The following is a 24819-nucleotide window of genomic DNA, read 5'->3' as shown; positions in this document are numbered from 1 at the left end:
GGTCATGTTCCCCACTTACTGGCCAACCACACGACGGCCGAAGCCGCCCAAGGGACGCGGCGCGCCCAGATGTCCGTTCGCCATCTGGGGCGTGGCGAACACGGTGCGCCGGAAATTCTTTTCGAGACGGTCGGAGACATAGCTCCAGAGCGCCACTACTTCCTGGGCCGAACGGCTGTTCGGATCGACCTCCATCACGGTGCGGCCGTCGATCATGGAAGCAGCGAAATCGGTGCGGTGATGGAGCGTCACGGGCGCGACCGTCCCATGCTGGGAAAGCGCAACGGCGGCTTCGGAGGTGATCTTCGCCTTTGGCGTCGCGGCGTTCACGACAAAGATCAGAGGCTTGCCCGCCCGTTCGCACAGATCGACCGTAGCGCCCACCGCCCGCAGGTCATGGGGGCTTGGACGCGTCGGCACGACGATCAGCTCGGCCACGGAAATGACGCTCTGGATCGCCATGGTGATGGCGGGGGGCGTATCGATGACGGCCAGCTTGAAGCCCTGCTGCCGCAGGATTTCCAGATCGGAGGCAAGGCGTGCAACCGTTGTCTGGGCAAAGGCGGGATATTCCGCTTCGCGCTCATTCCACCAGTCGGCAAGCGAGCCCTGCGGATCGATGTCGATCAGGACAACCGGGCCAGCCCCCGCATTTTGCGCCTGGACGGCGAGATGCCCGGACAATGTGGTCTTGCCGGACCCGCCTTTTTGTGATGCCAAAGCTAGGACGCGCACAATCTTCCCCTTGAAATTGCGGAGTTTGGAGAATGATTGGCATGGTGCCCGCTAATATCTGGTTAACACCGGCGGAGAGGCGCGGTGGCAATTCCGTGAAGGCCCTAATGGTCGATGTGGAATTAACTAGCTGCTGATATATAAAGCTTTATGAACCGGGCTTTGGGGGTGGGAGGCCGTTGACGTGAAGTTTCTTGTTTCAGCGATTGGAAGCATGTGCCTGGCGTCGGCCATGCCCCTTGCCGCGCAGGTGAAAAATAGCGCTGCCGACGTCAAGGCGGGCGTCGAGGCCTGGGAGAAAGCCGATTATGCAACGGCGGTCGCCAAATGGCGGCCAGCGGCCAATACCGGCGATCCTGATGCGCAGTTCAATCTGGGACAGGCTTACAAGCTCGGCTGGGGTGTGCCCATGGACCTGCCCGTAGCGGCCGAATGGTTCCGCAAGGCCGCCGCCCAGGGCCATATCCGCGCGGAGGACAATTATGGCCTGCTGCTCTTCCGCTCCGGCAAGCGGGTCGAGGCGATGCCCTATATCCAGAAATCCGCTGCACGGGGTGAGCCCCGCGCGCAATATATTCTGGGGACGGCCCTCTTCAACGGCGAAAATGTCCAGAAGGATTGGGTGCGCGCCTATGCGATGATGACCCGTGCCGTGGCGCAGGGATTGCCGCAGGCGACCACCAGCCTGTCTCTCATGGATCAATATATTCCGATGGAGCAGCGGCAGCAGGCGACCAAGCTCGCCGCAGACCTCGAAAAGCAGGAGCGCAGCAATGCCCTCGCCGCCACGCCGATGCCGCCGCAGCCTTCCATCGCCCCCGCCCCATCGGGCAAGCCCAAGCCCATTCTGCCAACCGATCTGCCGCCCTCGGCAGTGGCAAGCGCGCCCATGGTTCAGCCCGTTCCTGCACCGGCCCCCGCTCCCGCTCCTGCCGCGCCAGCAAAGCCTGTGGAAAAGCCGGCGCCAGCCAAGGCGCAAGCGCCCAAGCCGGCGGTCAAGACCGCCGCGCTCCCCGTTGGCAACTGGAGAATACAGCTTGGCGCCTTCAGCGACGAAGCAAAGGCCCGGACGCTCTGGACCAATCTCCTCGCCCGGGTAAAGGGGCTGGACGCCTATCAGCCTTATCTGGTGAAGGAAAATGCGGTCACGCGGCTGCAGGCCGGTCCGCTCGCGAGCCAGGCGGCGGCGCTCAAACTTTGCACAACCGTGCGGAAGGCCGCCGCCGACTGTATCGTGAAGCAGCGTTAGTAATCCGCCTGCGCAATTGAGCATTGCGCAAGAAGGGCTGCGGTGCGAGAGCGGCGCCATGCTTTCGGATCGCGTGATATTCTGTGACGGCGAGGCCCTGATCCTCGACAAACCTGCTGGTCTTGCGGTCGACCCGCCGAAAAATGGCGGCATCAGCCTGGAGAACCATCTTGCGAGCCTGACCTTTGGGTTCAAGCGCTGGCCGACCGCCGTGCACCGGCTCGACAGGGACACGAGCGGCTGCCTGCTGCTCGCGCGCAATCCCAAGGCGCACAAGCGCTTTGCCGCTGCCTTCGAGGCGCGGCAAGTGGTGAAGGGCTATGTCGCCGTCATCGAAGCCGTGCCCGCCGAGGCATCCGGGGTCATCGACCTGCCGCTGTTCAAGGTCAGCAGCGCCGAGGAGGGATGGCGCATGGTCGCCGATCCTCGCGGCAAGGCAGCGGTCACGCGCTGGGAAAAGCTGGCGGAAAAGGACGGACGCGCTTTCCTTCGCTTTTTCCCGGAGACGGGGCGGACCCACCAGATCCGGGCGCATGCGCTTTATGGGCTGGGCGCGGGAATTGTCGGCGACCCCGTTTATGGAAGCGGCCGGACCAAGGGGCCGATGCTGCTTCACAGCCACTTCCTGTCCCTGCAACGAGCGGGAAAGCCGCCGGTCGAGGCAACCGCGCCGCTGCCAGAGCGGTTTATAATGGCGGGCTTTGGACCGGAACTGCTGGATGTTTGACCCGGAAAGCTATGAAATCCCCGCCGATGCGCTGGAGGAGCGGTTCATTACCGCCAGCGGTCCCGGCGGTCAGAATGTCAACAAGGTGGCAACAGCGGTTCAGTTGCGAGTCAACCTGTACCGGCTGGGCCTGCCGCCCTATGCCTTCCGGCAATTAAAGGCGCTTGCCGGGTCGCGCGTCACTGGAGAGGGAGTGCTGGTGCTGACCGCCCAGCGTTTCCGCACGCAGGAGGCAAACCGGCAGGATGCCCGTCAGCGCCTCGTCGAGATGATCGCCAAGGCGCATGAACGGCAAGCGCCCCGCATAAAGACCAAGCCCAGCAAGACCGCCAAGGCAAAACGCGTTGAAGGCAAGGTCGCGCGGGGTGCGGTCAAGAAGAACCGGGGCCGGGTGCGGCTGGACTGAAGGAGAATAGACATGTTCGCGTTCGGGCTTGATCGCGGCGCGCCCAAGCCGCTGCTTTACGGCGACCTGTTGAACGCAGCGCAAGCGGTCACGCAGGGAGAGCAAGACGCCATTGCCAATATGGCCAATGTGGCGGCGCTGGTGTGGCAGTTCCTGCCGGACCTCAATTGGGCGGGCTTTTATCGGCTGACCGGCGATGAACTGGTTCTGGGACCATTTCAGGGCAAGCCCGCTTGCATCCGCATCGCGCTGGGCAAGGGCGTATGCGGCACCGCGGCGGCCAGCCGCCGGACGCAATGCGTGGCGGATGTGCACGCCTTTTCCGGCCATATCGCCTGCGATGCGGACTCCCGGTCCGAGATTGTCGTGCCTATCATTCATGAGGGACGGCTGGCTGGAGTGCTGGACCTCGACAGCCCCCTCCCCGCCCGGTTCGACGAGGAAGATGTAGCTGGCCTGGAGCGGCTGATGGAGCGCCTGGCTTCGGCCTTGAGTGGGTGAAAGGGCGGGTTTTGTAACGTCCTCAAAGTTGGCGTTGAGGAAAACCACCCGTCGCCCCTGCCGAGGCAGGGGCGACGGAAATAGCGCCGCAGGGAAACTCTCACTCCAACCCAAGCTGCCCCGATCACTCCCCCTTGTAGCCGAATGCTTCCTTCGCAAGCCTCACCACCTCCGGGTCGGCCTCGGGCATTTCCATCGGCACCGCCGCCTCCAGGCGGTCGGCGATGTGGGAAAGGGCCGCAATCCGCGCCGCTTTCTTGTTATTGCCGTCAATCACCTGCCAGGGCGCCCAGCGCGTATCGGTTTGGCGGAACATGTCGTGGACGGCGGCGAGATAATCGTCGCGGCGGGCGCGGTTGCGATAGTCGTCCGGGCCGGTTTTCCAGCGCTTCCAGGGCGTTGAAAGACGGGCAGCGAGGCGTTCGTCCTGCTCTTCCTGCGTCACATGGACGAACAGCTTCACGACATGAGTGCCGCTGTCGATCTGCTGGGCCTCGAACTCATTGATCTCGTCATAGCCGCGCTTCCATTCGGCCTGCGAGCAAAAGCCCTCCACGCGCTCGACCAGCACCCTGCCATACCAGCTACGGTCGAACACGCTGATGTCCTGGCAAGCGGGAAGTTTCTGCCAGAAGCGCCAGAGGAAATGATGATCCTTTTCCTCGTGGGTCGGCGCGGAAATCGGCCAGACCTCGAAATAGCGAGGGTCCCATTCAGCGACCATGCGGCGGATGATGCCGCCCTTACCCGAAGCGTCCCACCCCTCCAGCAACACCATGCTGCGGCGGCGGTGGACGATATGGGCCACCTGTATGCGGGCGAGGCGTTCCTGAAGGTTCTTCAGATCGGCATTATAGTCGCCGTCATATTTCTTGCCGTCTTCATAGTCGCCGAGGTTGATGGTCATATTGCTACCGAACCCCTTCACTATGGCCGTTTGTCCCGAGCGAAGTCGAGGGACATTGAAACAGCGCAGCGTGTCTCGACTTCGCTCGACACGAACGGGTGGGAATTAACGCCCACCCCACAATGTCACCCCTTCTGCGGTTCGACAATCCGGATGTTGAGTTCGCGAAGCTGCTTCATCGAAACCTCGCTCGGCGCGCCCATCATCAGGTCCTCGGCCTTTTGGTTCATCGGGAAGACCACCACTTCGCGGATATTGGGTTCATCGGCGAGCAGCATGACGATGCGATCGACGCCAGGGGCCGAGCCGCCGTGCGGCGGTGCGCCATATTTGAAGGCGTTCAGCATGCCGGAGAAATTCTGTTCGACCTCTTCCTTGCTATAGCCTGCGATTTCGAACGCCTTGTACATGATTTCCGGCTTGTGATTCCGGATCGCGCCCGAGGAAAGCTCCACGCCATTGCAGACGATGTCATATTGCCATGCCAGGATATCCAGCGGATCCTTCGTCTCCAGCGCCTCCATTTCTCCCTGCGGCATGGAGAATGGGTTGTGGGAGAAGTCGATCTTCTTGTTCTCCTCGTCATATTCATACATCGGGAAGTCGACGATCCAGCAGAATTTGAAGACGTCCTGCTCGATAAGGCCAAGTTCCTCGCCCACCCGCGTGCGCGCCGCACCCGCGAGCTTGGCGGCCTGAAGCTCCTTGCCAGCGGCAAAGAACACGCCGTCATTGGGGCCAAGGCCAAGCGCGTCGATCAGCCTCGCGGTCTTTTCCTCGCCATGATTCTTGGCGATGGGTCCGCCGGGCACGCCATCCTTTATGTTGATATAGCCAAGGCCCGCATGGCCCTCTCCACGCGCCCAGACATTCATGTCGTCAAAGAATTTGCGGCTGCCGGCGCCTGCGCCGGGCGCCGGAATGGCGCGAATGACGCCGCCCGATTCGACGATGCCGGCAAAGATGCCGAAGCCCGAGCCGCGAAAATGCTCCGTCACATCCTGGATGACGAGCGGATTACGAAGGTCCGGCTTGTCCGAACCATATTTCAGCATCGATTCCTTGTAGGCGATCCGCGGAAAGGGCGTGGAGGTCACCGCCCTGCCCTTGCCGAATTCCTCGAACACGCCGTGCAGAACCGGCTCCAGCGCGTTGAAGACGTCATCCTGCGTGACAAAGCTCATCTCGAAATCGAGCTGGTAGAACTCGCCGGGCGAGCGGTCGGCGCGGGCGTCTTCGTCGCGGAAGCAGGGCGCGATCTGGAAATAGCGGTCGAAACCCGCCACCATCAGGAGCTGCTTGAACATCTGCGGCGCCTGCGGCAGCGCGTAGAATTTGCCCGGATGCACGCGGCTCGGCACCAGATAGTCCCGTGCGCCTTCCGGCGAGCTGGCGGTCAGGATCGGCGTCTGGAATTCGGTAAAGCCCTGATCGGTCATGCGGCGGCGGAGCGACGCGATCACGGCGCTGCGCAACATGATATTGGCATGCACCCGCTCCCGCCGAAGATCGAGGAAGCGGTAGCGCAGGCGGATGTCCTCAGGATATTCCTGCTCCCCGGCGACCGGCAGCGGCAATTCCTGCGCCACCGACTGGACGACGGCGTGCTCAACGCGAATCTCGACCTCGCCAGTCGGTAGATTGGGGTTCACCGCCTCTGGCGCGCGGGAGACGACCTTCCCCGTGACAGTCACCACGCTTTCGTTGCGCAGCGATTCGATGACCTTGAAAGCGGGCCCATCAACTTCCGTAACGATCTGGACAAGGCCATAATGGTCGCGCAAATCGATGAAAACCAGGTCGCCATGGTCGCGCTTCTTATGCACCCAACCGGAGACGCGGACGGTCTCTCCAACATGACTTGCGCGAAGTTCCGCGCATTTGTGCGAACGATAGGCGTGCATAAACTATTTCTTTCCCGCTATATTGACGGTTAAATCAAGAAAACGCGTAACAAGGAGAGGTCCGAGCCATTGTCAACCCGCCCTGGCCTGTTAGGAGGGGCCAGCCAATAATAAGATCGAAGCCCATATGCAAATCCATCCGTTGATTACCGATAGCGATACCCTTGCCGAGCTTTGCGCCCGCCTCTCAAAATCCGAATTTGTTGCCGTCGATACCGAGTTCATGCGGGAAAACAGCTATTGGCCCGACCTCTGCCTGGTGCAGATCGCGGACGACAAGGAAGCTGCCGCCATCGACCCCAAGTCGCCGGGCCTGGACCTGGCGCCGCTGCTCCATCTGCTCACTGGGAATGAGGAGGTGCTGAAGGTTTTTCATGCGGGCGGGCAGGACATAGAGATTGTCCATAACTTGACGGGGAAGACGCCTCATCCGCTGTTCGATACCCAGATCGCGGCCATGGCGCTGGGCCAGGGGGAACAGATCGGCTATTCCAACCTCGTCGACGCCTATCTTTCCATCAGCCTCGACAAGGGCGCGCGCTTCACCGATTGGGCGCGGCGGCCGCTCGACAAGCGGCAGATCGACTATGCCATTGGCGATGTGACCCATCTGGCCAGCATTTTCCCGCTGATGCTGGAGGAACTCAAAAAGACCGGACGGGGAAGCTGGCTCAATCAGGAGATGGAACGGATCAGCGATCCGTCCAATTATGTGACTTTGCCGGACGACGCCTGGAAACGCGTGCGGATCGCCAGCCGCAAGCCGGATGTGCTGGGGCGACTGAAGGCGTTGGCCGCCTGGCGCGAGCGAGAGGCGCAGGACAAGAATCTGCCGCGCGGGCGGATCGCGAAGGATGAGACGCTCGCCGACCTTGCCTCCCACCCGCCGCGCGCGCAGGAGGATCTGAGCAAGGTGCGCGGGCTTTCCGCTGCGTGGAAGACCAATGATATCGGCGCGCGGCTGATGGCGGCGGTGGCTGAAGCTGTGCCCCTGTCGCGGGAAGAAATGCCCGAGCGCGATCCCCGCCGGCCGGGGCTCACCAAGGACAGCGCCCTGGTGGCGGACCTTTTGAAGCTGCTGCTCAAGATCAGGGCGAAGGAGATCAATGTGGCATCGCGGCTGCTCGCGCGGTCGGATGACCTGGAGATGCTGGCGGCGGGCGTGCGCGATGAGCTGCCGATCCTTGAGGGCTGGCGCTTTGAACAATTCGGCCGCGACGCCGTTGACCTGGTCGAAGGACGTATGGCCTTCGCCGTGAAGGACGGCAAGCTACGCATGACGCGGACCTGAGGAGCGGAAAAGCGATGGAAATTCGGCAGTTGGTTTTTGCCATTGCAGGAGCATCGATGCTGGCAGCTTGTACGACCGCGCAGTCTGGCGAAGTGCCAAGGCAAGCCGGGAAGGGCGCATGCCGGAGCGAGCAGCTCAATCAGTTCGTCGGGCAAAAGGCCGACGCTGCAACCGGCGCGAAGATGCTGGAGGTTTCCGGTGCCAGGGTGCTGCGCTGGGTCGCGCCCGGAATGGCTGTAACAATGGATTTCCGCGAGGACCGGCTGACGGTCACCTATGATGCCGCCTATATCATAACGCAGGCGAGCTGCGGCTAGCTGCGCCCCCCGTCGGCTGCGAAACAAAAACTTCGTTCTCCTATTGTTCACATGGAACAAATGCGGTACAGCCAAGTCACGCGTTGATTGAAACGCGCGATCAACCTACGAGGGAACGGGGCTATGGCTGCACAGCTCAAACTTATCGATTCCGAGGACAAGAAATCCAACATGGACAGACAAAAAGCTCTTGAAGCCGCGTTGTCACAGATTGATCGCGCCTTTGGCAAAGGCTCCGCCATGAAGCTGGGGAGCCGTGAGAAGATCGAGATCGAGGCGATCTCCACCGGCTCGCTGGGCCTTGATATCGCGCTTGGCATCGGCGGGCTGCCCCGCGGCCGCATCATCGAGATTTACGGCCCGGAAAGCTCGGGCAAAACGACGCTTGCGCTCCATGCCATTGCCGAAGCGCAGAAGACGGGCGGTACCGCAGCTTTCATCGACGCCGAACATGCGCTTGACCCCATTTATGCCAAGAAACTGGGCGTCGATATTGACGAGTTGATCGTTTCGCAGCCCGACACTGGCGAACAGGCGCTGGAGATTTGCGACACGCTGGTGCGGTCCAACGCGATTGATGTGCTGGTCGTGGACTCGGTCGCCGCGCTTGTTCCCCGGGCGGAGATTGAGGGCGAGATGGGCGACAGCCATGTCGGCCTGCAGGCCCGCCTGATGAGCCAGGCGCTGCGCAAGCTGACTGGCTCGATCAGCCGCTCGCGCTGCATGGTGATCTTCATCAACCAGGTTCGCATGAAGATCGGCGTCATGTACGGCAATCCGGAAACGACCACGGGCGGCAACGCGCTCAAATTCTACGCCTCGGTCCGCCTCGACATCCGCCGCACCGGCCAGATCAAGGACCGCGACGATATTGTCGGCAATACGACGCGCGTGAAGGTCGTGAAGAACAAGGTCGCCCCGCCCTTCAAGCAGGTCGAATTCGACATCATGTATGGCGAGGGTATTTCAAAGATCGGCGAAATCCTCGACCTTGGTGTCAAGGCGGGGCTGGTCGAGAAATCGGGCGCGTGGTTCAGCTATGATTCGGTTCGCATCGGTCAGGGCCGCGAAAATGCGAAAAATTTCCTCAGGGAAAATTCGGAACTCTGCGAAAAGCTCGAAAAGGCAATCCGCGGCAAGACCGAAAGCGTTGCTGAGGCGATGATGTCCGGCCCTGATGCGAACGATGACGTCGAATAAGCGCTACCCCGCGTCCATGTGGCAAAAATCGCTGGAGCCCTCCATCTGACCTTATTTCCGTCGTCCCTGCGTAGGGACCCCGCTTCTCTTTGGCATGGTTAGAGAACAGCGGGGCCCCTGCCGTCGCAGGAGCGATGGCTTCCTGAATGGTAACGGGTCCCCAGGGCCAGCCCATCAGGCCGGGTAACCGATCCCCAAGACCTCATACTCCTTCTCACCCGAAGGCAGCAGCACCTTGCGCAGGTCGCCAATGGCCGCTCCGCGCAAGGCGCGTGCGAGGGGAGCGTTCCAGCCGATGCGGCCCGCCGCGGCATCGGCCTCATCGTCGCCTACCAGGGTCACGGTACGGTGGTTATCGTCCTCATCGGCAATGGTCACGGTCGCGCCGAAATAGACGCGGCTTTTGTCAGGCTGCTGCGCCGGGTCGATGATCTTGGCGTCCTTCATCTTCTTCGACAGGCGGCGTAGCTGCCCGTCGATCTCGCGCATCCGTTTGCGGCCATAAAGATAGTCGCCATTCTCGCTGCGGTCGCCATTGCCGGCCGCCCAGCTGACGATCTCCACCACCTGCGGCCGCTCGACGGCGAACAGCCGCTCATATTCCGCACGTAGCGCAGCGAAGCCGGCAGGAGTGATGTAATTGTGGCGGTTCATTGCCTTCTCTATCTACGGCGTTCCCGCGACGGCGGGAACCCATCTCACAAGGGGGACGGCGAGGAATGAACCACGAATCCCTGCCTGCGCGGATGACCGCCAGTATCAGCCCGGCTGCTGCTTCCCAAGATAACGGCTGAGCGGCGCCTTCCCGCCCATGCGCACCTGCGCAGGGTTCATGAGGTCGTAGACGACGGCATTTTCAAGCACCCGCTGCACATAATTTTTGGTCTCGTAGATCGGGATATTCTCGATCCAACGCAGCATGTCGACACCTGGAAGGCGCGGGTCGCCATTGGCGGCGATCCATTTGTTCACATTGCCCGGCCCGGCATTATAGGCCGCCACCGCGAGCGGAAAACTGCCGCCATAATAGCGCAGCATCGATTGGAAATAGGTACTGCCAAGCTGGATATTGTAGCTTGGATCGTTAAGCGAGGCGGCGTCATAGGAAAGACCGATCTTGCCAGCGGTCTCCCGCGCCGTTCCAGGCATGAGCTGCATCAGGCCGCGTGCGCCCGCATGGCTGACCGCCTGGCGGTCGAACTGGCTTTCCTGCCGGGCGATGGCGTGGATCATCGTCCAATTGGCCTGATGACCGCCGGGGATTGAAATGCGGGGGTAGCTTGATTCGCTGTAGCTCAACAGCCCGATCGAGCCAGCCTTGCGCCCGGCCATGACGCTGAGGTCCGGCCGACCGATGCTTTTTGAAAGTTCAGCCGCCAATATGGCGTCTGCCGGCGTGGCGGCGCCATTTCCGATTGCGCGGACAAATTTGCTCTGGTCCTGCCAATAGCCCTGCTGCCCTAGCGTTCGCGCCGCCCTGACGACAGCCCGGTTATAGAACGCCGTCCGCTCGGCATCAGCCACCTGAACGGGAGCCGCCGCCGCGGGAACGGGGAGATCCCGCCCCAGCCGTTCAAGCGCGAGCTGGCCATAGAACTGATCCGCATAAGCGCCGGCCCGCTCAAGATAGCTGTTCGCGAGCGCTGCATTGCCCGCCTCCTGAGCAGCCCGCCCCGCCCAATAATAGCCCTTCGACACCGTCTGCGGCGAACGCGCGGCCTCGGCATAGCGGCGGAACATCCCGGCAGCGTCAAGCGGCTGCTTCAATTCATAATAGGCGGCCGTACCAGCCAGCCAGACGAGACTGGTATAATCGTCGCGCTCGCCAATCGGGCGGTCGCGGATGTCAGTGCCGGGGATGTAGGCGTCGTCCACCTTGCTGGCGATCGCATAAGCAATGGCCCACTGACGGTCGTTGGCGGCCCCCCGCGCATTGGTGAGGAGCGCCTCATACCATTTTTCGGCATTGGCGGGCGGGACGGCCACGCTCGCCCGCTTCGCCAGCAGGTCGCGCGCTGCCCAGCTATTGCCGCTGTCGCGCAGCCACATCGCCTTGTCCGCCAGGTAACCCGCATCAGCCGCACCCGCCGCGTCAGCAAGCTGCATCTTCGCCGATGCGTCTACCGCCTTTCGCTTCAGCGCCAGCCGCGCCTCGAAAATCGGGCGCCGAGCAGGAGACACATAGGCGAGCTGTCGGTCAGCCCCGCTGGTGACATTGGACCAAAGCAGCGCGTCCATGCGCATGTCATGATCGCCCTGGCCGAAGGAACGGCCAAAGAGGCTGAACAGCCGCGCCTCATCATCAGGGCCCAGCGCACCGCCCCGCCAGGCCTTACGCGCCGCGTCCACCGCCAGGGCCGAATCGGCCGGCCGCCCGCTGGCCGACAGCGCGATCGCATAACGCGCCCAGCCCGTGTTGGTGAGCGGCGGATATTTGGCGAAATAGGAAACGACCTGCGACGGCGAGTAGCTTAGCGGATTGATCGCCTGTTCTGCGACCTTGCGCATCCGCTCCTCACCCGGAAAGCCAGGATTGGCCGACAAGAAGCTCGCATATTCCAGGAAGCTGAGCGTATCGCTTTGATTCAGGCGGCGCCATTCATTGACTGCGGCACTCACTTGCGCGTCCTGGGAAACGGGCGTGGAAAGTGTCTGCTTGACCCTTTCCCAGTCCTGTTGCGGCGTTTCGGAGGTTGCCGCCATGGTGAAGGAAGTACTGGCGGCCAACACCGCCAAAAGTGGGATTCTTGATACCATGCTGGACATAATGCCCATTCGATCCTTATCAGGCGCTGAACGCCGCGCTATAGGACGCCGCAAATGCCGCTTCGTGCGATCATTATGCCTTGTGCGCGCGCAGCTTTGAAGGAGTATTTTGATGTTTTCTGGGTCGATTCCGGCTCTGGTGACACCTTTTCGCAACGGTGCACTGGACGAGGCCGCTTTCCGGGCGCTGGTGGACTGGCAGATCGAGGAGAACAGTTCCGCGCTCGTCCCCTGCGGCACGACGGGCGAAAGCGCGACCATGTCCATAGAGGAACATAATCGCGTCATCGAGATCTGCGTCGAACAGGCGGCGGGGCGCGTGCCGGTGATCGCAGGCTGCGGGTCCAACGACACGATGACCGCGCTCGAGCATATGAAGGCCGCCGAGGCCGCTGGCGCGGATGCCGCGCTGGTGGTTGCGCCCTACTATAACAAGCCCAATCAGGAGGGCGTGTTCCAGCATTTTGCTTATCTGGCGGAGCGCAGCTCGCTGCCCATCGTCCTCTATAATGTGCCCTCGCGGACCATCACGGACATCGGCGTGGATGTGATGCGCCGGCTGCGCCAATATCCCACCATTATCGGCGTGAAGGACGCGACCGGCAATCTGGGGCGTGTCACCGCACAGCGCCTTGCCTGCGGCAGCGCGTTCTGCCAGCTGTCCGGCAATGACGAGACGGCGCTTGGCTTCAATGCAATGGGCGGCCGGGGTTGCATTTCAGTGACCGCCAATGTCGCTCCGCGCCTTTGCGCAGAGTTTCAGGCGGCTTGCGCTTCCGGCGACTGGGCGAAGGCGCTGGACCTGCAGGACAAGCTGTATCCGCTGCACGACGCAATGTTCAGCGATTGCTCACCTGGTCCGGTGAAATATGCATTGAACCGAGTCCGTCCCGACATGCCGGATGAGGTTCGCCTGCCGATCACCCCGCCCTCGGAAGCGAGCCGGTCGGCGGTTGACCGGGCTCTGGAGATTGCCGGGTTGGCATGACTTCATATTCATTGCTACCGTTTGGGCTTCGACAAGTGGAGCCGGAACGGGTGTTGTTAGAAAAAGAGAAATGGCCCGCCCGCGTCACGCCACATTCGACAAGGTAAAGACCGTCGCCGAGAACCGGCGGGCGCGTTTCGACTATGCCATAGACGACGTCTACGAGGCGGGAATCGTCCTGTCCGGTACGGAGGTAAAGTCGCTCCGCTTCGGCGAAGGATCGATTGCCGAAAGCTATGCCGAGGTGAAGGGCGACGAGGTGTGGCTGGTCAACAGCAACATCCCGGAATTCAGCCATGGCAACCGCTACAACCATGAACCCAAGCGGCCCCGGAAGCTGCTGCTCAACCAGCGCGAGATATCGAAGCTGCATGGGGCTGTGGCGCGGCAGGGCATGACGCTGGTTCCGCTCTCCATCTATTTCAACAGCCGGGGCCGGGCAAAGGTCGAGCTGGCCCTCGCCAAGGGCAAGAAGCTGCACGACAAGCGCGAGACCGAGAAGGAACGCGACTGGAAGCGCGAGCAGGGCCGCCTGCTGCGTGAGAGGGGCTGAGCCAGGATAATGCCCCACAGAAAGCCCCATTGGCTGACGCGCCACATGCCCACGCATGACACGATCCGCGGAAACCGGTTCCTGGCGCCCTTTGCAAACCGGATTCTGGCGCCGGAGCTGTGGCGCTTTACCCGGCGTTCGGTCCCGCGGGGCGTGGCATTGGGCATGCTGGTCGGCATCATCATTCCGATTGCGCAGATCGTATTTGCGGCCTTGCTGGCGCTTAGCTGCCGCGCGAATGTGCCGGTCGCGGCGCTGACCACCTTCATCACCAATCCGATCACCACGCCGATCCTTTGGGTCGTCGCCTACAAGGTCGGGGACTGGATCCTGCACCTCGATGCCATGACCTATGGCCAGCCGATCAACACGCAATTGCGCAGCGATCCGGGAAGCTGGCTGCAATGGCTCACAGGCGCCTTTTCGGTGACGGCTTTCGGCCTCATCGTACTGGCGGTCGTGTTCAGCGCCATCGGCTATCTGATTGCGGGATGGGGCTGGAGGGCATGGATCGCCCGCAAGTGGCGTAGGCGGCACCGGCACAGGCGGCATGCGCCGCATCCTGAAACGGCGCGGATGTGAGCCGGATATTTGCCGTCCTAATATTATGGAAATAGCGTCGTCCTTGCGGAAGCAGGGACGACGGGCTTGCTTGATCCTGAGTGCACATTGATTGACTGGACGCTGCAGCGATACAACCCGGCGCATTTCTGTCGCCTTTTCACAATTCTGTTCTCATCCGCCCTTTGGCCCTTTATGCGGGTGGGGCGTTTTCTTTGTAGGTGTTGCGGGTGCCAGCGCAGGACATAGCGCATGACAGGGACGAAGTGGCCATGCTGGTGGGGCAGGCCTCTCTGCGCGGTCTCGTTCCGCTGATCGGGCTCGGCGCCCTTCTCACGGCGGCGCTGCTTTACTGGATAGTTGGCGAGCCTGCCTTTGCGGCAGGCTTCGGCGCCGCCCTGATCGGCGCGGCCTTTCTTGCCTTTTACCTCCGCAAGCTCTTCCCGGCGGCTCCCGTGGTGCATGGCGAGATGCCGGACTGGACCATTGCGCGGGCGGCGGCGGACAGCTCCAATGTCGCCATAGCAGTGACCGACCGGGCCGGTCGGCTTGTCTGCGCCAGTGACCTTTTCGGAAAATGGTTTGAGGGCTATCCGACGCCCCCTAGCCTGCCGCTCGACGGCAATGGCGCGGAAAAGCTGGCGACAGCCGGGCGAGCTGCCTGGCGCGACGGCGCCGGACGGATCAGCGGCCTTGCCAAGGGCGCGCTTCGGGTGGATGTGGAGATCACCCGCACCGGCCGTTCGGAGGACTATCTGCTCTGGCGCTTCACGCCGGTCAAGCAGGCGAACATCATCGACGATTATATGAAGCTGCTGCTAGGGGAAGCGGGGCGGCAATTCACCGATGCCGGGATTATGGGTGTGCTGATCGGCGGCGAGGGGCGCATCCGGGCGGCCAATCCGGCTTTCCTCCTGCGCGCGACAGGGCGTCATGACGCCACCATAACCGGGCGCGACTTTGCATCCTTCATGCGGGTGGACAATAAGGGCCGCGTGTTTTTCGCGCGGGAAGAACGGAACGCGATACCGATCCGGCTGCTTCAGATCCCGGTGCGTCGCGACCGGCAGGACGGCCCCATGCTGCTGCTGATGCTGGATGAGCAGGCGGGCGGCGGCGACGGAGGCAATGCGCTTTCCTATATCGAAACGCTGCTCTCGCTCCTGCCATTCGGTCTAGCCATGGCCGATCGGGACGGCCGTTTCCTCTTCTACAATGAGGCGTTTGCCCGCGCCGCCGGGGTCAGGGAGGATGAGAAGCCCTCTTATCCCGGCGATCTTGTTGTGCGCGAGGATCAGGCCGCGGTCGCTGATTCCATCCGCCGCTATGCCGTGGGCCAGCAACTTTCAGGGGACGTAGCCGTGCGCATGCGCGCCCAGCCCGATGAGCCCATTGCGCTCAGCTTGGCGGGCGTACGGGGTCTGGGCGAGGCAGCGGTGCTGCTGAGTCTCAAGGACAATAGCGAGGAATCGAAGCTGAAGCGCCAGGTGGCGCAGGCAACGAAAATGCAGGCGATCGGCCAGCTTGCGGGCGGCGTGGCGCATGATTTCAACAATATCCTGACGGCCATCATCGGGCATTGCGACCTGATGATGATGCGTCATACGCCGGGCGACAGCGACTATGACGATATTCAGCAGATCAAGGGAAATTCCAACCGGGCGGCCAGCCTGACGCGCCAATTGCTTGCCTTTTCACGTCAGCAAACACTGCGCCCGCAGATCCTGCAGCTACCCGACGTCATCTCCGAAGTGTCCAACCTGCTCCGCCGCCTGATGGGAGACACAGTCACGCTGGAGGTGAGCCATGGCCGCAATCTGGGCGCGGTTCGCGCCGATCCCGGCCAGCTTGAGCAGGTCATCGTGAACCTTGCCGTCAACGCCCGGGACGCAATGCCGGATGGAGGCAAGCTCCTCATACAGACCTTCGCCGTTACGGCTGGCCAGGTGCGCGAGATGCGGACCGAATTCCTGCCCGTGGGGGACTATACGGCGCTCCGCGTCACTGACACGGGGACAGGTATTCCGCCGGAAATCCTGGGCAAGATATTCGAACCCTTCTTCACCACCAAGGAGGTCGGCAAGGGCACCGGCCTTGGCCTCTCGACGGTGTACGGCATCGTGAAGCAGTCGGGCGGCTTCATTTTCGCCGATTCGGAGCCGGGGAAGGGAACGAGCTTCACGATCTACATGCCCGTCTATTCAGCGCCCGCCCCTACGCCCGCCGCAAAGGCCAAGGCGCCGGACAAGAAGAGCGAGCTTTGGGGCACCGGCACGATCCTGCTCGTGGAAGATGAGGACATGGTCCGTTCCGTCGCCGAACGGGCGCTCACCCGCCAGGGCTACAAGGTCCTTACCGCCAATGACGGTGAGGAAGCTCTGGAGGTGCTGGCGCGCGGCGACGAAATAGACCTCATGATTTCCGATGTGGTGATGCCGAACATGGACGGCCCCACCATGGTACGTCAGGCCCGCGAAGCGAGGCCCGAGTTGCCGGTGCTGTTCATGTCGGGCTATGCGGAAGAGCAGTTGCGCAAGTCCATCGACATTGCCAATGTGCATTTTCTTCCCAAGCCCTTTTCGGTGACGCAGCTTGCCGAGGCTGCCCGCGACGCGCTTGGCAACGGCTGAATTATTTGGGATAGCCGCTAATTCAATCGGTTAGGGCAAATTTGGAACAGATGCAGGACCGCAAGACCATATTGATTGTCGAGGACGAGCCAATGATCGGGCTGATGCTGGAAGATTTTCTCGACAGCCTTGGCTATTCCGTCGCGGGCATTGCCGACGGCCTGATCACCGCCTGCCGCCACGCGCGACTGGGCGGGTTCGATGCCGCAATCCTGGATGTCAATCTGGCCGGGGAACTGGTCTGGCCCGCCGCCGATATATTGATGGAAAAGAAGGTCCCTTTCCTGTTCGTGACCGGCGGCAGTTCCGAAGACGTGCCCCAGCGTTTCATGTCATGCCCGCGCCTTGAAAAGCCCTTTACCATGTCCACGGTGGAACAGGCGCTGGAGCAGCTTTTCGCGATTCCTTAAGGCAACCTGCTCTTAATCTGCGCCACATTCCGTTCGTGTCGAGCCCCTCAACTACCGGCAAGGCAGGCGCTCTGGATAAACCAGTCGAGACCCGCTTGCGCCAGGCCAAGGGACCCCGCTGCCTTTCTGGCAGTAAACCCAAATGACATCAGCTCCGGTGCCGGGCCAAGGCGCTCTCGCGAATTTGCGATAGAGTTGCGTCAGGTGTGATTGCCTCTGGATCGAGCAGGCAATGGATGATTGCCGGGAGGCCCGATTCCCTGGCGCGTTGGAATGCGGGCGCGAATTGTCCGGTTGTTTCCACCCGCTCGCCATGCCCGCCAAAGCTTCGCGCATAGGCCGCAAAATCGGGATTGCGCAGGCTGGTGGCGATGACCCTGCCGGGATGTTCGCGCTCCTGATGCATGCGGATCGTGCCATACATGCCATTGTCGATGACGATAACGATGATCGGCAGATCATACTGAACGGCGGTGGCGAATTCCTGGCCGTTCATCAGGAAACAGCCATCACCGGCGAAGGCGACCACCGTCCGCCCAGGGCATATCCGCTTGGCGGCGACGGCAGCGGGCACTCCATAGCCCATTGAGCCGGAGGTCGGGGCAAGCTGCGTTCCAAAAAGGCGGAACGGAAAGAAGCGATGCAGCCATGTGGCGTAATTGCCCGCGCCATTGCACAGGATCGCGTCGGGCGGAAGGTTCTCGCCCAGCCAGCGAATGATCTGAGGCATCTGCAACTTTCCGGCATGGGTGATCTGCCGGGGATCGCTCCAGGCAAGATAATCTTCGCGCGCCTTCGCAAGGGAAGCCCGTGGCTGCGGATCGGCCCGAGGCACCAGCGCTGCGGCAAAATGATCCGGGTCGGCCCTGATCGCCAGATGGGGGCGATAGACGCGGCCGAGTTCCGCCGAGTCAGGATAGACATGAACAAGTTCCTGCCGCGGGCTGGGAACATCCAACAGCGTGTAATTCTGGCTGGGAACTTCAGGCAGCCTGCCGCCGACGAGCAGAACGAGATCGGCATCCCGCACATGGGCGGCAAGCCTTGGGTTGGCGCCCAAGCCAAGGTCCCCGACAAAACAGGGATGGTCCGCCGGGAACAGCATCTGCCGGCGGAACGATACCGCCACAGGAAGCGACCACCCCTTTGCCCATTGCGCAAAGCCGGATACGGCCTCTGCCGTCCAGCGCGGACCGCCCAGTATGGCAATGGGCCGCTCGGCGCGCGCCATGCGCGTCTCAAGCTCGCGCATCTGCTCCGCGCCCGGATATGCCGGAACCGGTTCAACCCGAGGAGCCGGCACCGCGGATGCTGGATCGCGAAGCATGTCCTCGGGCAGCGATATAACCACCGGCCCCGGCCGCCCCGACATGCTGAGGTAAAAAGCTCGCGACAGGATTTCCGGTATCCGGTCGGCTTCCTCGACCTCTGTCACCCATTTCGTCATCGAGCCGAAGACGGAGCGATAATCCAGTTCCTGAAACGCGCCGCGCCCGCGCACATGACGTGCAACCTGGCCGATACAGATGAGCATCGGGGTCGAATCATGATGGGCGATGTGCACGCCATGGGCGGCATTGGTGGCGCCCGGCCCTCGCGTGACGAAGCAGGCCGCGGGCCTGCCGGTGAGTTTGCCATGCGCCTCCGCCATCATCGCCGCGCCCGCTTCGTTCCGGCAGACCGTAACCTTGATGGAAGAGTCCACCAGCGCATCGAGCACCGCCAGAAAGCTCTCTCCCGGCACGCAGAACAGATGATCGATCCCCTGCGTCTCCAGTTGGCGAACGATCAGCGCGGCTGCGTTTATCATCTTGGCGGAAGTGTCAGGCTGCGTGCTCATCTCCGGTCCTTCGCGCCTGCGCAGGAGCAGCAATATCTATGGCCTGCTTTGAAGGCCATGACCTGGGCGGCATTGTCGTTCACCGGAAAATTTCTGTCAACACAGCCAGGCTTGCCCGCCTGTCGCATTCCGATGGTGACTTTTGCCAGACAGGCCGATATGGGCGCACCCATGTCCGCGCCGCGTGCCTTGCTTCAACGCCAGCCAAAGCTCGTCATGCTTGTCATGGCACTGGCGCTGTGCGTGAAGGCGCTGGTCCCAGCAGGATATATGGTCCGGTCCGGCACCACCGAGTTGCTGACGGTCGCGCTTTGCTCTCAAGGGCTGGATGCGCCCAAGACGGCGACCATCGCCATCCATAAGGAGGGCGGATCGCAGGATCAGGATAGCGAAGGCGGAAAAACCGATACGCCCTGCGCCTTCACGGCATTGTCGATGGTCTCGCTGGGCGGCGCAGACGCTCCGCTTCTGGCGATGGCGCTGCTGTTCATTCTGGCGCTTGGCTTGGCGCCATCCGCCGCGCCGCTGCCTGCGGAACCCGCCTATCTGCGCCCTCCCCTGCGCGGGCCGCCGCTCTCAATCTGAATTTTCATCCATCGCTGGAGGCTTCATGAACTGATGCACGGCTTAGTGCGCAGTTCATATTCCCCGCAGCGCGGCTTTCCTGTGCGTCCCGTTTTGTCCAGCGAGCGATGCACGCCTGATTCAAGGCCCATTTTTCATGTCCATCTCCCGTATGGCGGTCGCGACCGCCCTCGTCTCCTGCACCGCCATCACTCCTGCTTCCGCCGACGAGGCGCTTGAGTCCGAAGGCGCAACCATCCTCGTCATCGGCCAGCGTGACGCGCCCATTGAGATTGCGCCCCGCGGCCTCGCCGTTTCGCTTGGCGCTGAGCAGATGGAGGCGGTGAACGCCTTCAACACCGAAGACCTGATGAAATACGCGCCCAATTTTTTCGTGCGCAAACGTTATTCTGGTGACAGCAATGGCGTGCCCGGTTTTCGCGGCACCCACTCCACGCAGAGTGCACGGACGCTCGTCATGGTGGACGGTTTCGTGGTTTCCAATTTCCTGGGCAATTCGTTCAGCTTCGCGCCCAAATGGGGCGTGGTGGGTCCCGGGGAGGTTGAGCAGTTCGACATCGTCTATGGCCCATATTCGGCGCGTTACTCCGGCAACTCCATGGGCGGCCTCGTCAACATAACGACGCGTGATCCGACAAAGACCGAGGCATTCGCGACCGTGCAAGGCTTCGGTCAGCCCTACCGCCAGTTTTCCACCCGGGATGATTATTATGGTTTTTCCGGCGAGGCGGGTCTTGGCTGGAAACAGAAGGAGGGGCCCTTTTCGGTCCGGCTGACCGGCCGCTTCTTCCGCAATGACGGGCAGCCGCAGAGCTTCCTTGGCCTAGTGCCAGTGACCGGAGCGACCGGGACCATAGTGACCGGAGCGGTGGTCGATCCGGAGCATGTCCGCGCGACAGCCGCCGGTACGGGCATTCCCGGCGCACCGGGCAATGCCAGCAATCCCTATTATGCCGCCCAGTCCCCCGCACGGATCACGCAGCAGCAGGGAAAGCTCAAGGTCGGCTATGATGACGGCCTTGTGAACGGCGAGTTCCTCTTCGCCTATTGGCATAATGAGGACGAGCAGGACCGGCCCGGCTGCTATCTGCGCGACGGGGTAGGCAACGTGGTGTGTGCTGGACGGGTTACCATCGGCACGCAGACCTATTCCGCGGGCGTGGGGCCGAATTTCTCGAAAACGGTGCGCGATGAATATCTGGCCGGATTGAAGCTGGCGGCGCCGATTGCGGAAAACACCACCGCCCGCCTCGCGATCTCAACCTATCAGGTGGCCCGTTCCGATGGGTTCACCTCAGACGGCTACGCCAAGGGCCTCGCCCATGGCGGCGGTACGCTGGCGGCGCAGGGGCCGACTGGCTGGTGGACCGGTGACCTCATCATCGAGCACAAGAACCAGGCGAATGAGCTGGCATTTGGCCTAACTGCCAATCATTATCAAACCGACCAGACGCGCTATAGCCTGCGCGATTGGACCAGTGCTGCGGGGAAGGATTTTTCCACCCGCACATTCGGCAGGACCCGCCAGCTTTCGGCTTGGGCCGAGGCCCGCTGGCTGCTCGATCCGCTGACCGTGACCATGGGCGCGCGCTATGACAATTGGCGGGCTTTCGACGGCGGAATGGCCGTACTTGGCACCGACGCCCTGGCGGGGCAGCAAGTGGGCAATCGCTTTGCTCCGCGAAAGGAAGAGGCGGTCAGTCCCAGCCTGACGCTCGAATATGGTCTCGGCGCACGCACCCAGCTTCAGCTTAGCCTTGCCATGGCGACCCGTTTTCCAACCGCCGGCGAATTGTTCCAGGGCAGCTTGAGAGGCGATGGCAGCTTCGATCCCAAGAGCTTCGATCCCGATCTGAAGCCCGAGCGCAGCAAAGATGCCAATCTGCTGATCGCGCATGATTTTAACTGGATGAAGCTGACCGGCTCAGCCTTCTTCCAGCGGGTGAACAACACGATTTTTTCCTTCACCGGCACCCAATTGGTCGATGGCGTTCTTACCACTACCAGCAATTTCAAGAACATAGACCGGATGCGGCAATTCGGCTTCGAGTTGATCGGGGAAACGCATGACTGGCCGCTCAAGGGAATGAACATCGACGCCAATGCCGCCTATACGGACTCAAAGACCTTGAAGAACGCCTCCAATCCGGCGGCGGAGGGCGTGCAGTTCCCGCGCATCCCCAAATGGCGGATCAACGCCAATATGCGCTATGACCTTACCCGATCTCTGCAGGGCTCGCTCGGCATGCGCTATGCAAGCCGGCCCAATACCGACCTGTTGGGCCTCCAGCGCGGGGACAGCTTTGGCTTTACATCCGAACTTTTCGCCCTCGATGCGCGGCTAAACTGGGCCGTCAACGACCATTTTCGTTTTTCGGCGGGGGTGGACAACATCACCAATGACAAGGCCTGGGTATTCCATCCCTATCCGCAGCGCACCTTTCTCATAGAAGCGGGCTGGAGGCTGTGATTACCAAGGCATCATCCCGCCTCTTCTTATTGACAGGTCGTAGCGCGCTGCTACAGCCTCCCTCAATCAATAATGATTTTCATTATTATTTCGGCGTTCAGGGGACCAATGAAACATATCTCGATCGGATCGATGCTGCTTGCCGCCAGCATGCTGACCTTCAGCCAAGCTGCCTTCGCGCAACAGCCAGAACCGTCGCAAGAGCCCTCATCGGACATCGTCGTAGCTGGGTTGCGCGAGAGCAGCGCCAGCATTGCCGGCACGAGCACGGATCTTCAGCGGTACCCGCAAAGCGTGCGCGTGATCGACGAAAGCGCGATCAGGCGGCTCGGCGCCGAGCGTCTGGATGACATCATCGATCTCGCTGGCGGCGTTGCGCGGCAGAACGATTTCGGCGGCCTTTGGGACAAATATTCAATCCGCGGCTTTGCCGGTGACGAAAATTCCGGCCCGGACATCCTGATCAACCGGTTCGGCAGCAATCTGGGCTTCAACGCACCCATCGATGCAGCCACTGTCGAACGATTCGAGTTCCTGAAGGGCGCGGCGGCGGCGCTTTCCGGCCGCGGTGAACCGGGTGGATCGCTCAACATCGTGACCAAGGAGCCGCAGGACAAAGCCCATGCGGCGGCCAGCCTGAGCGTCGGCAGATGGGATGCGGTCCGCCTCGTCGGCGATTTGGGCGGCCCGCTTACGCGGTCCCTGTCGGTGCGCCTTATCGGCGTCGTCGAAGACAAGGGCAGCTTCCGCGACCATGTCCATTCCAACCGCGAACTGGTGGCTCCCTCTGTCTCCTTCACGCCAAACGAAAATCTGCGGTTCCTCTATCAGGCCGAATATATGCGCAACCGCGCGCCGATGGATCGCGGCATCGTCGCAATCGGCGGCGACGCACGCGCCATGGACCGCTCGACCTTCCTGGGCGAGCCCAGGGATGGCCGGATGAATCAACGCATCTTTTGGCAGCAGGGCAGCATGTACGCAGCCCTGTCGGAAAGTGTTTCGCTGGAGCTCGGCTTTTCGCAGCGGGACGGCAGCTTGCGCGGCTATGCGACCATGGCCGATTTCGGACCGCGGGGGCTCCAGCCGGACCTGCGCACGGTCGGGCGCCAGCGGCGCTATCACAATTACGACTGGCAGGACCTGTCGCTGCGGGCCGAACTCACCGCCAAGATGCGGTTTCTGGGCCTCGATCATGACTTGCGGCTGGGCGTCGACCGCGTGCGCCACGGCATGGATTTCGAAATGAGGCGGGTGCGCGGCAGCGTCGGCGCGCCCATTCTTCTCATCGACCTGTTCAAACCTGTCTACGGCCAGGCCCTGCCGGAACCTGGCGCGTTTACCGATCGCCGCGTGTCCTTCCGCAGCGAGAGCGTCTATGCGCAGGATGTGATCACAGCGGGCGATTTCACCCTGCTGCTGGGCGCGCGCTGGAATTCCTTCCGCGAAACGCTGACCGATCACCTGGCTGGCGACGCGCAACTATGGACGGCCGACAAGGGCGTGACGCCACGCGCGGCTTTGACCTGGGCCGTGTCGCCTGCCTTTTCTCTCTACACCAGCTGGGGGGAATCGCTTCGCCTGAACCCCTCCGACGGCACTGCCACCTTCGATGCCGAGAAAAGCGAATCGGCCGAGATCGGCGCGAAATACAAGCTGCTCGACGGAGCGCTGACGGGGCAATCGGCTGTGTTCCTCATGACCAAGCGCAACGTACTCAACCCAAATGCCGTCGATCCCTTTCTCAAGAGCCAGATCGGCCGCCAGCGTTCGCGCGGCTTCGAAACCGAGCTGACTGCCGACCTTTCCAGCGGCCTTTTCGTGACCGCCGTCTACAGCTACACCGACGCCACCATCCGTGAGGACGAAAATGCCGCACTGGTCGGCACCCGGCTTTCCAATGTGCCGAAGCATCTCGGCAGCATCTATGTCAAACAGCAGATGGGGCGCGTGGCCATCGGTGCGGGCGCGAGCTATGTCGGCCAACGTACCGGCGATCCGTTTGGCACGGGCTATCGCCTGCCGGACTATGCGATTGCGCGGGCGGACGTGAGCTTCGCGCTTAACGATCAGTTCACGGTGCGGGCCGATATCGATAATATTTTCGACAAATATTACATCGCCAGCAGCTACGCCAACGTCTGGACCATGCCCGGCACGCCGCGCAATTGGCGCGTGACCTTGAGCGGACGTTTCTGAGGACTGCGGAACTAAAGCTGCAAGATTTATGATTCCCGGCCATGCCTTAGCCGCCGCTCTTCTCCTGCGCACGCAACTGCTGCTCGATCGCTTCGGCTTCCGCATCTAGCTTCTCAAGCCGTTTCTGGCGCTCCGCTTCCACCAGCCGCGCCCAGCTCACATTGTCGGAACCCATGCGTTCGGCGCGTGCTTCCCGCATTAGCTGGGCAAAGCAGCCGGTGAAGCCCCCTGCCCCGACCGGCGAACAACTGTCGGTGCCGCTGCGCCCGACATATTCCAGTGCCTCGGCGCGATTGGTCCAGCTCTGGTTCGCGGGCTTGTTGGGATCATCCCTCAGCGCCTCTGGAATGCGGAAACGTTCCCGCTCGCTCTTGCGGGCGCAGACGGTGATCTGATCGGAGGTGCTTTCAGGGCAGGGATCGTCGCCATAGACGATAAGCTGGTTGATCTTCACCGATCCGTCGTCGACCGCTCCGGCTGGCTCCCTTTCCTGCGCCATCACCGGGTGTGAAAGCGCGAAGCCAGCGGCGGCTATGATTATAAGGCGTTTCATGTCCAATCCTTCCGCCCCGGGCCGGGG

At 62.1% G+C, this 24819-nt stretch carries 22 protein-coding genes; 15 read left to right on the top strand and 7 right to left on the bottom strand.

Going from position 1 to position 24819, the window contains the following annotated elements:
- Positions 1–15: 15 nt before the first annotated feature.
- Positions 16–735, bottom strand: coding sequence for a ParA family protein (locus VJS46_RS14140; RefSeq protein WP_324060708.1), 720 nt, complete (start codon positions 733–735; stop codon positions 16–18).
- A gap of 214 nt (positions 736–949) precedes the next feature.
- On the opposite strand from VJS46_RS14140, the gene VJS46_RS14135 reads away from it, so the two are divergent.
- From VJS46_RS14135 to VJS46_RS14120, 4 genes are read left to right on the top strand one after another with little or no spacing between them, the layout of a single operon-like run.
- Positions 950–1984, top strand: coding sequence for an SPOR domain-containing protein (locus tag VJS46_RS14135; protein WP_414708028.1), 1035 nt, complete (start codon positions 950–952; stop codon positions 1982–1984).
- Positions 1985–2042: 58 nt separating this feature from the next.
- The gene (locus tag VJS46_RS14130) at positions 2043–2711 is read left to right on the top strand and encodes an RNA pseudouridine synthase (RefSeq protein WP_324060706.1); all 669 of its coding nucleotides are present in this window, start codon (positions 2043–2045) and stop codon (positions 2709–2711) included.
- The gene (gene arfB, locus VJS46_RS14125) at positions 2704–3117 is read left to right on the top strand and encodes an alternative ribosome rescue aminoacyl-tRNA hydrolase ArfB (RefSeq protein WP_324060705.1); all 414 of its coding nucleotides are present in this window, start codon (positions 2704–2706) and stop codon (positions 3115–3117) included. Before VJS46_RS14130 ends, arfB begins: the two co-directional genes overlap by 8 nt.
- 12 nt (positions 3118–3129) lie before the next feature.
- Entirely contained in the window at positions 3130–3618 is a 489-nt protein-coding gene (locus tag VJS46_RS14120) for a GAF domain-containing protein (protein WP_324060704.1), read from the top strand.
- A gap of 124 nt (positions 3619–3742) precedes the next feature.
- Here VJS46_RS14120 and VJS46_RS14115 read toward each other — a convergent pair whose 3' ends face one another.
- Both VJS46_RS14115 and aspS read right to left on the bottom strand, forming a co-directional pair.
- The gene (locus tag VJS46_RS14115; protein WP_324060703.1) at positions 3743–4525 is read right to left on the bottom strand and encodes a polyphosphate kinase; all 783 of its coding nucleotides are present in this window, start codon (positions 4523–4525) and stop codon (positions 3743–3745) included.
- Between the two features lie 125 nt (positions 4526–4650).
- Entirely contained in the window at positions 4651–6429 is a 1779-nt protein-coding gene (gene aspS, locus VJS46_RS14110; protein WP_324060702.1) for an aspartate--tRNA ligase, read from the bottom strand.
- A gap of 127 nt (positions 6430–6556) precedes the next feature.
- Here aspS and rnd point away from each other — a divergent pair, with 127 nt between their 5' ends.
- From rnd to recA, 3 genes are all read left to right on the top strand, one after another.
- Positions 6557–7720, top strand: coding sequence for a ribonuclease D (rnd, locus tag VJS46_RS14105; protein ID WP_324060701.1), 1164 nt, complete (start codon positions 6557–6559; stop codon positions 7718–7720).
- 56 nt (positions 7721–7776) lie between these two features.
- A complete protein-coding gene (locus VJS46_RS14100; RefSeq protein WP_324060700.1) occupies positions 7777–8037 on the top strand; it encodes an I78 family peptidase inhibitor in 261 nt (86 codons plus the stop codon).
- 123 nt (positions 8038–8160) lie between these two features.
- Positions 8161–9237, top strand: a complete 1077-nt coding sequence (recA, locus tag VJS46_RS14095; protein WP_324060699.1) for a recombinase RecA — start codon at positions 8161–8163, stop codon at positions 9235–9237.
- Positions 9238–9411: 174 nt separating this feature from the next.
- Here the strand turns inward: recA and greB are convergent, their stop codons facing one another.
- Both greB and VJS46_RS14085 read right to left on the bottom strand, forming a co-directional pair.
- Positions 9412–9891, bottom strand: a complete 480-nt coding sequence (gene greB, locus VJS46_RS14090) for a transcription elongation factor GreB (protein ID WP_324060698.1) — start codon at positions 9889–9891, stop codon at positions 9412–9414.
- Between the two features lie 105 nt (positions 9892–9996).
- Positions 9997–11940, bottom strand: a complete 1944-nt coding sequence (locus tag VJS46_RS14085) for a transglycosylase SLT domain-containing protein (RefSeq protein ID WP_414708026.1) — start codon at positions 11938–11940, stop codon at positions 9997–9999.
- A gap of 175 nt (positions 11941–12115) precedes the next feature.
- Here VJS46_RS14085 and dapA point away from each other — a divergent pair, with 175 nt between their 5' ends.
- From dapA to VJS46_RS14060, 5 genes are all read left to right on the top strand, one after another.
- Positions 12116–12991: a 4-hydroxy-tetrahydrodipicolinate synthase gene (gene dapA, locus VJS46_RS14080; protein WP_324060696.1), complete on the top strand. Its 876-nt coding sequence runs from the start codon at positions 12116–12118 to the stop codon at positions 12989–12991.
- A gap of 70 nt (positions 12992–13061) precedes the next feature.
- The gene (gene smpB, locus VJS46_RS14075) at positions 13062–13544 is read left to right on the top strand and encodes an SsrA-binding protein SmpB (protein WP_324060695.1); all 483 of its coding nucleotides are present in this window, start codon (positions 13062–13064) and stop codon (positions 13542–13544) included.
- Positions 13545–13589: 45 nt separating this feature from the next.
- Positions 13590–14126 (top strand): DUF2062 domain-containing protein, encoded by a 537-nt coding sequence (locus VJS46_RS14070; RefSeq protein WP_324060694.1) that lies wholly within the window; start codon positions 13590–13592, stop codon positions 14124–14126.
- A 251-nt stretch (positions 14127–14377) separates the two neighbouring features.
- Positions 14378–16735: a hybrid sensor histidine kinase/response regulator gene (locus tag VJS46_RS14065; protein ID WP_324060724.1), complete on the top strand. Its 2358-nt coding sequence runs from the start codon at positions 14378–14380 to the stop codon at positions 16733–16735.
- A gap of 50 nt (positions 16736–16785) precedes the next feature.
- Entirely contained in the window at positions 16786–17145 is a 360-nt protein-coding gene (locus tag VJS46_RS14060; RefSeq protein WP_324060723.1) for a response regulator, read from the top strand.
- A 148-nt stretch (positions 17146–17293) separates the two neighbouring features.
- On the opposite strand, the gene VJS46_RS14055 is transcribed toward VJS46_RS14060, so the two are convergent.
- Positions 17294–18985 carry a thiamine pyrophosphate-binding protein gene (locus tag VJS46_RS14055; protein ID WP_324060693.1) on the bottom strand — a complete coding sequence of 564 codons (1692 nt, stop codon included), beginning with the start codon at positions 18983–18985 and terminating at the stop codon, positions 17294–17296.
- A gap of 132 nt (positions 18986–19117) precedes the next feature.
- Here VJS46_RS14055 and VJS46_RS14050 point away from each other — a divergent pair, with 132 nt between their 5' ends.
- From VJS46_RS14050 to VJS46_RS14040, 3 genes are all read left to right on the top strand, one after another.
- Positions 19118–19570, top strand: coding sequence for a DUF2946 family protein (locus VJS46_RS14050; RefSeq protein ID WP_324060692.1), 453 nt, complete (start codon positions 19118–19120; stop codon positions 19568–19570).
- Between the two features lie 136 nt (positions 19571–19706).
- Positions 19707–22040, top strand: coding sequence for a TonB-dependent receptor (locus VJS46_RS14045; RefSeq protein WP_324060691.1), 2334 nt, complete (start codon positions 19707–19709; stop codon positions 22038–22040).
- A gap of 108 nt (positions 22041–22148) precedes the next feature.
- Positions 22149–24239 carry a TonB-dependent siderophore receptor gene (locus tag VJS46_RS14040; RefSeq protein WP_324060690.1) on the top strand — a complete coding sequence of 697 codons (2091 nt, stop codon included), beginning with the start codon at positions 22149–22151 and terminating at the stop codon, positions 24237–24239.
- 46 nt (positions 24240–24285) lie between these two features.
- Here the strand turns inward: VJS46_RS14040 and VJS46_RS14035 are convergent, their stop codons facing one another.
- Positions 24286–24792 carry a hypothetical protein gene (locus VJS46_RS14035; protein ID WP_324060689.1) on the bottom strand — a complete coding sequence of 169 codons (507 nt, stop codon included), beginning with the start codon at positions 24790–24792 and terminating at the stop codon, positions 24286–24288.
- Positions 24793–24819: the final 27 nt, after the last annotated feature.

The sequence above is a fragment of the Rhizorhapis sp. genome (assembly GCF_035276005.1).
In the GTDB taxonomy this organism is placed as follows: domain Bacteria; phylum Pseudomonadota; class Alphaproteobacteria; order Sphingomonadales; family Sphingomonadaceae; genus Rhizorhapis.
The sequence above is the reverse complement of the archived record's forward strand: the minus strand, read 5'-3'. Positions and strand labels throughout refer to the sequence as shown.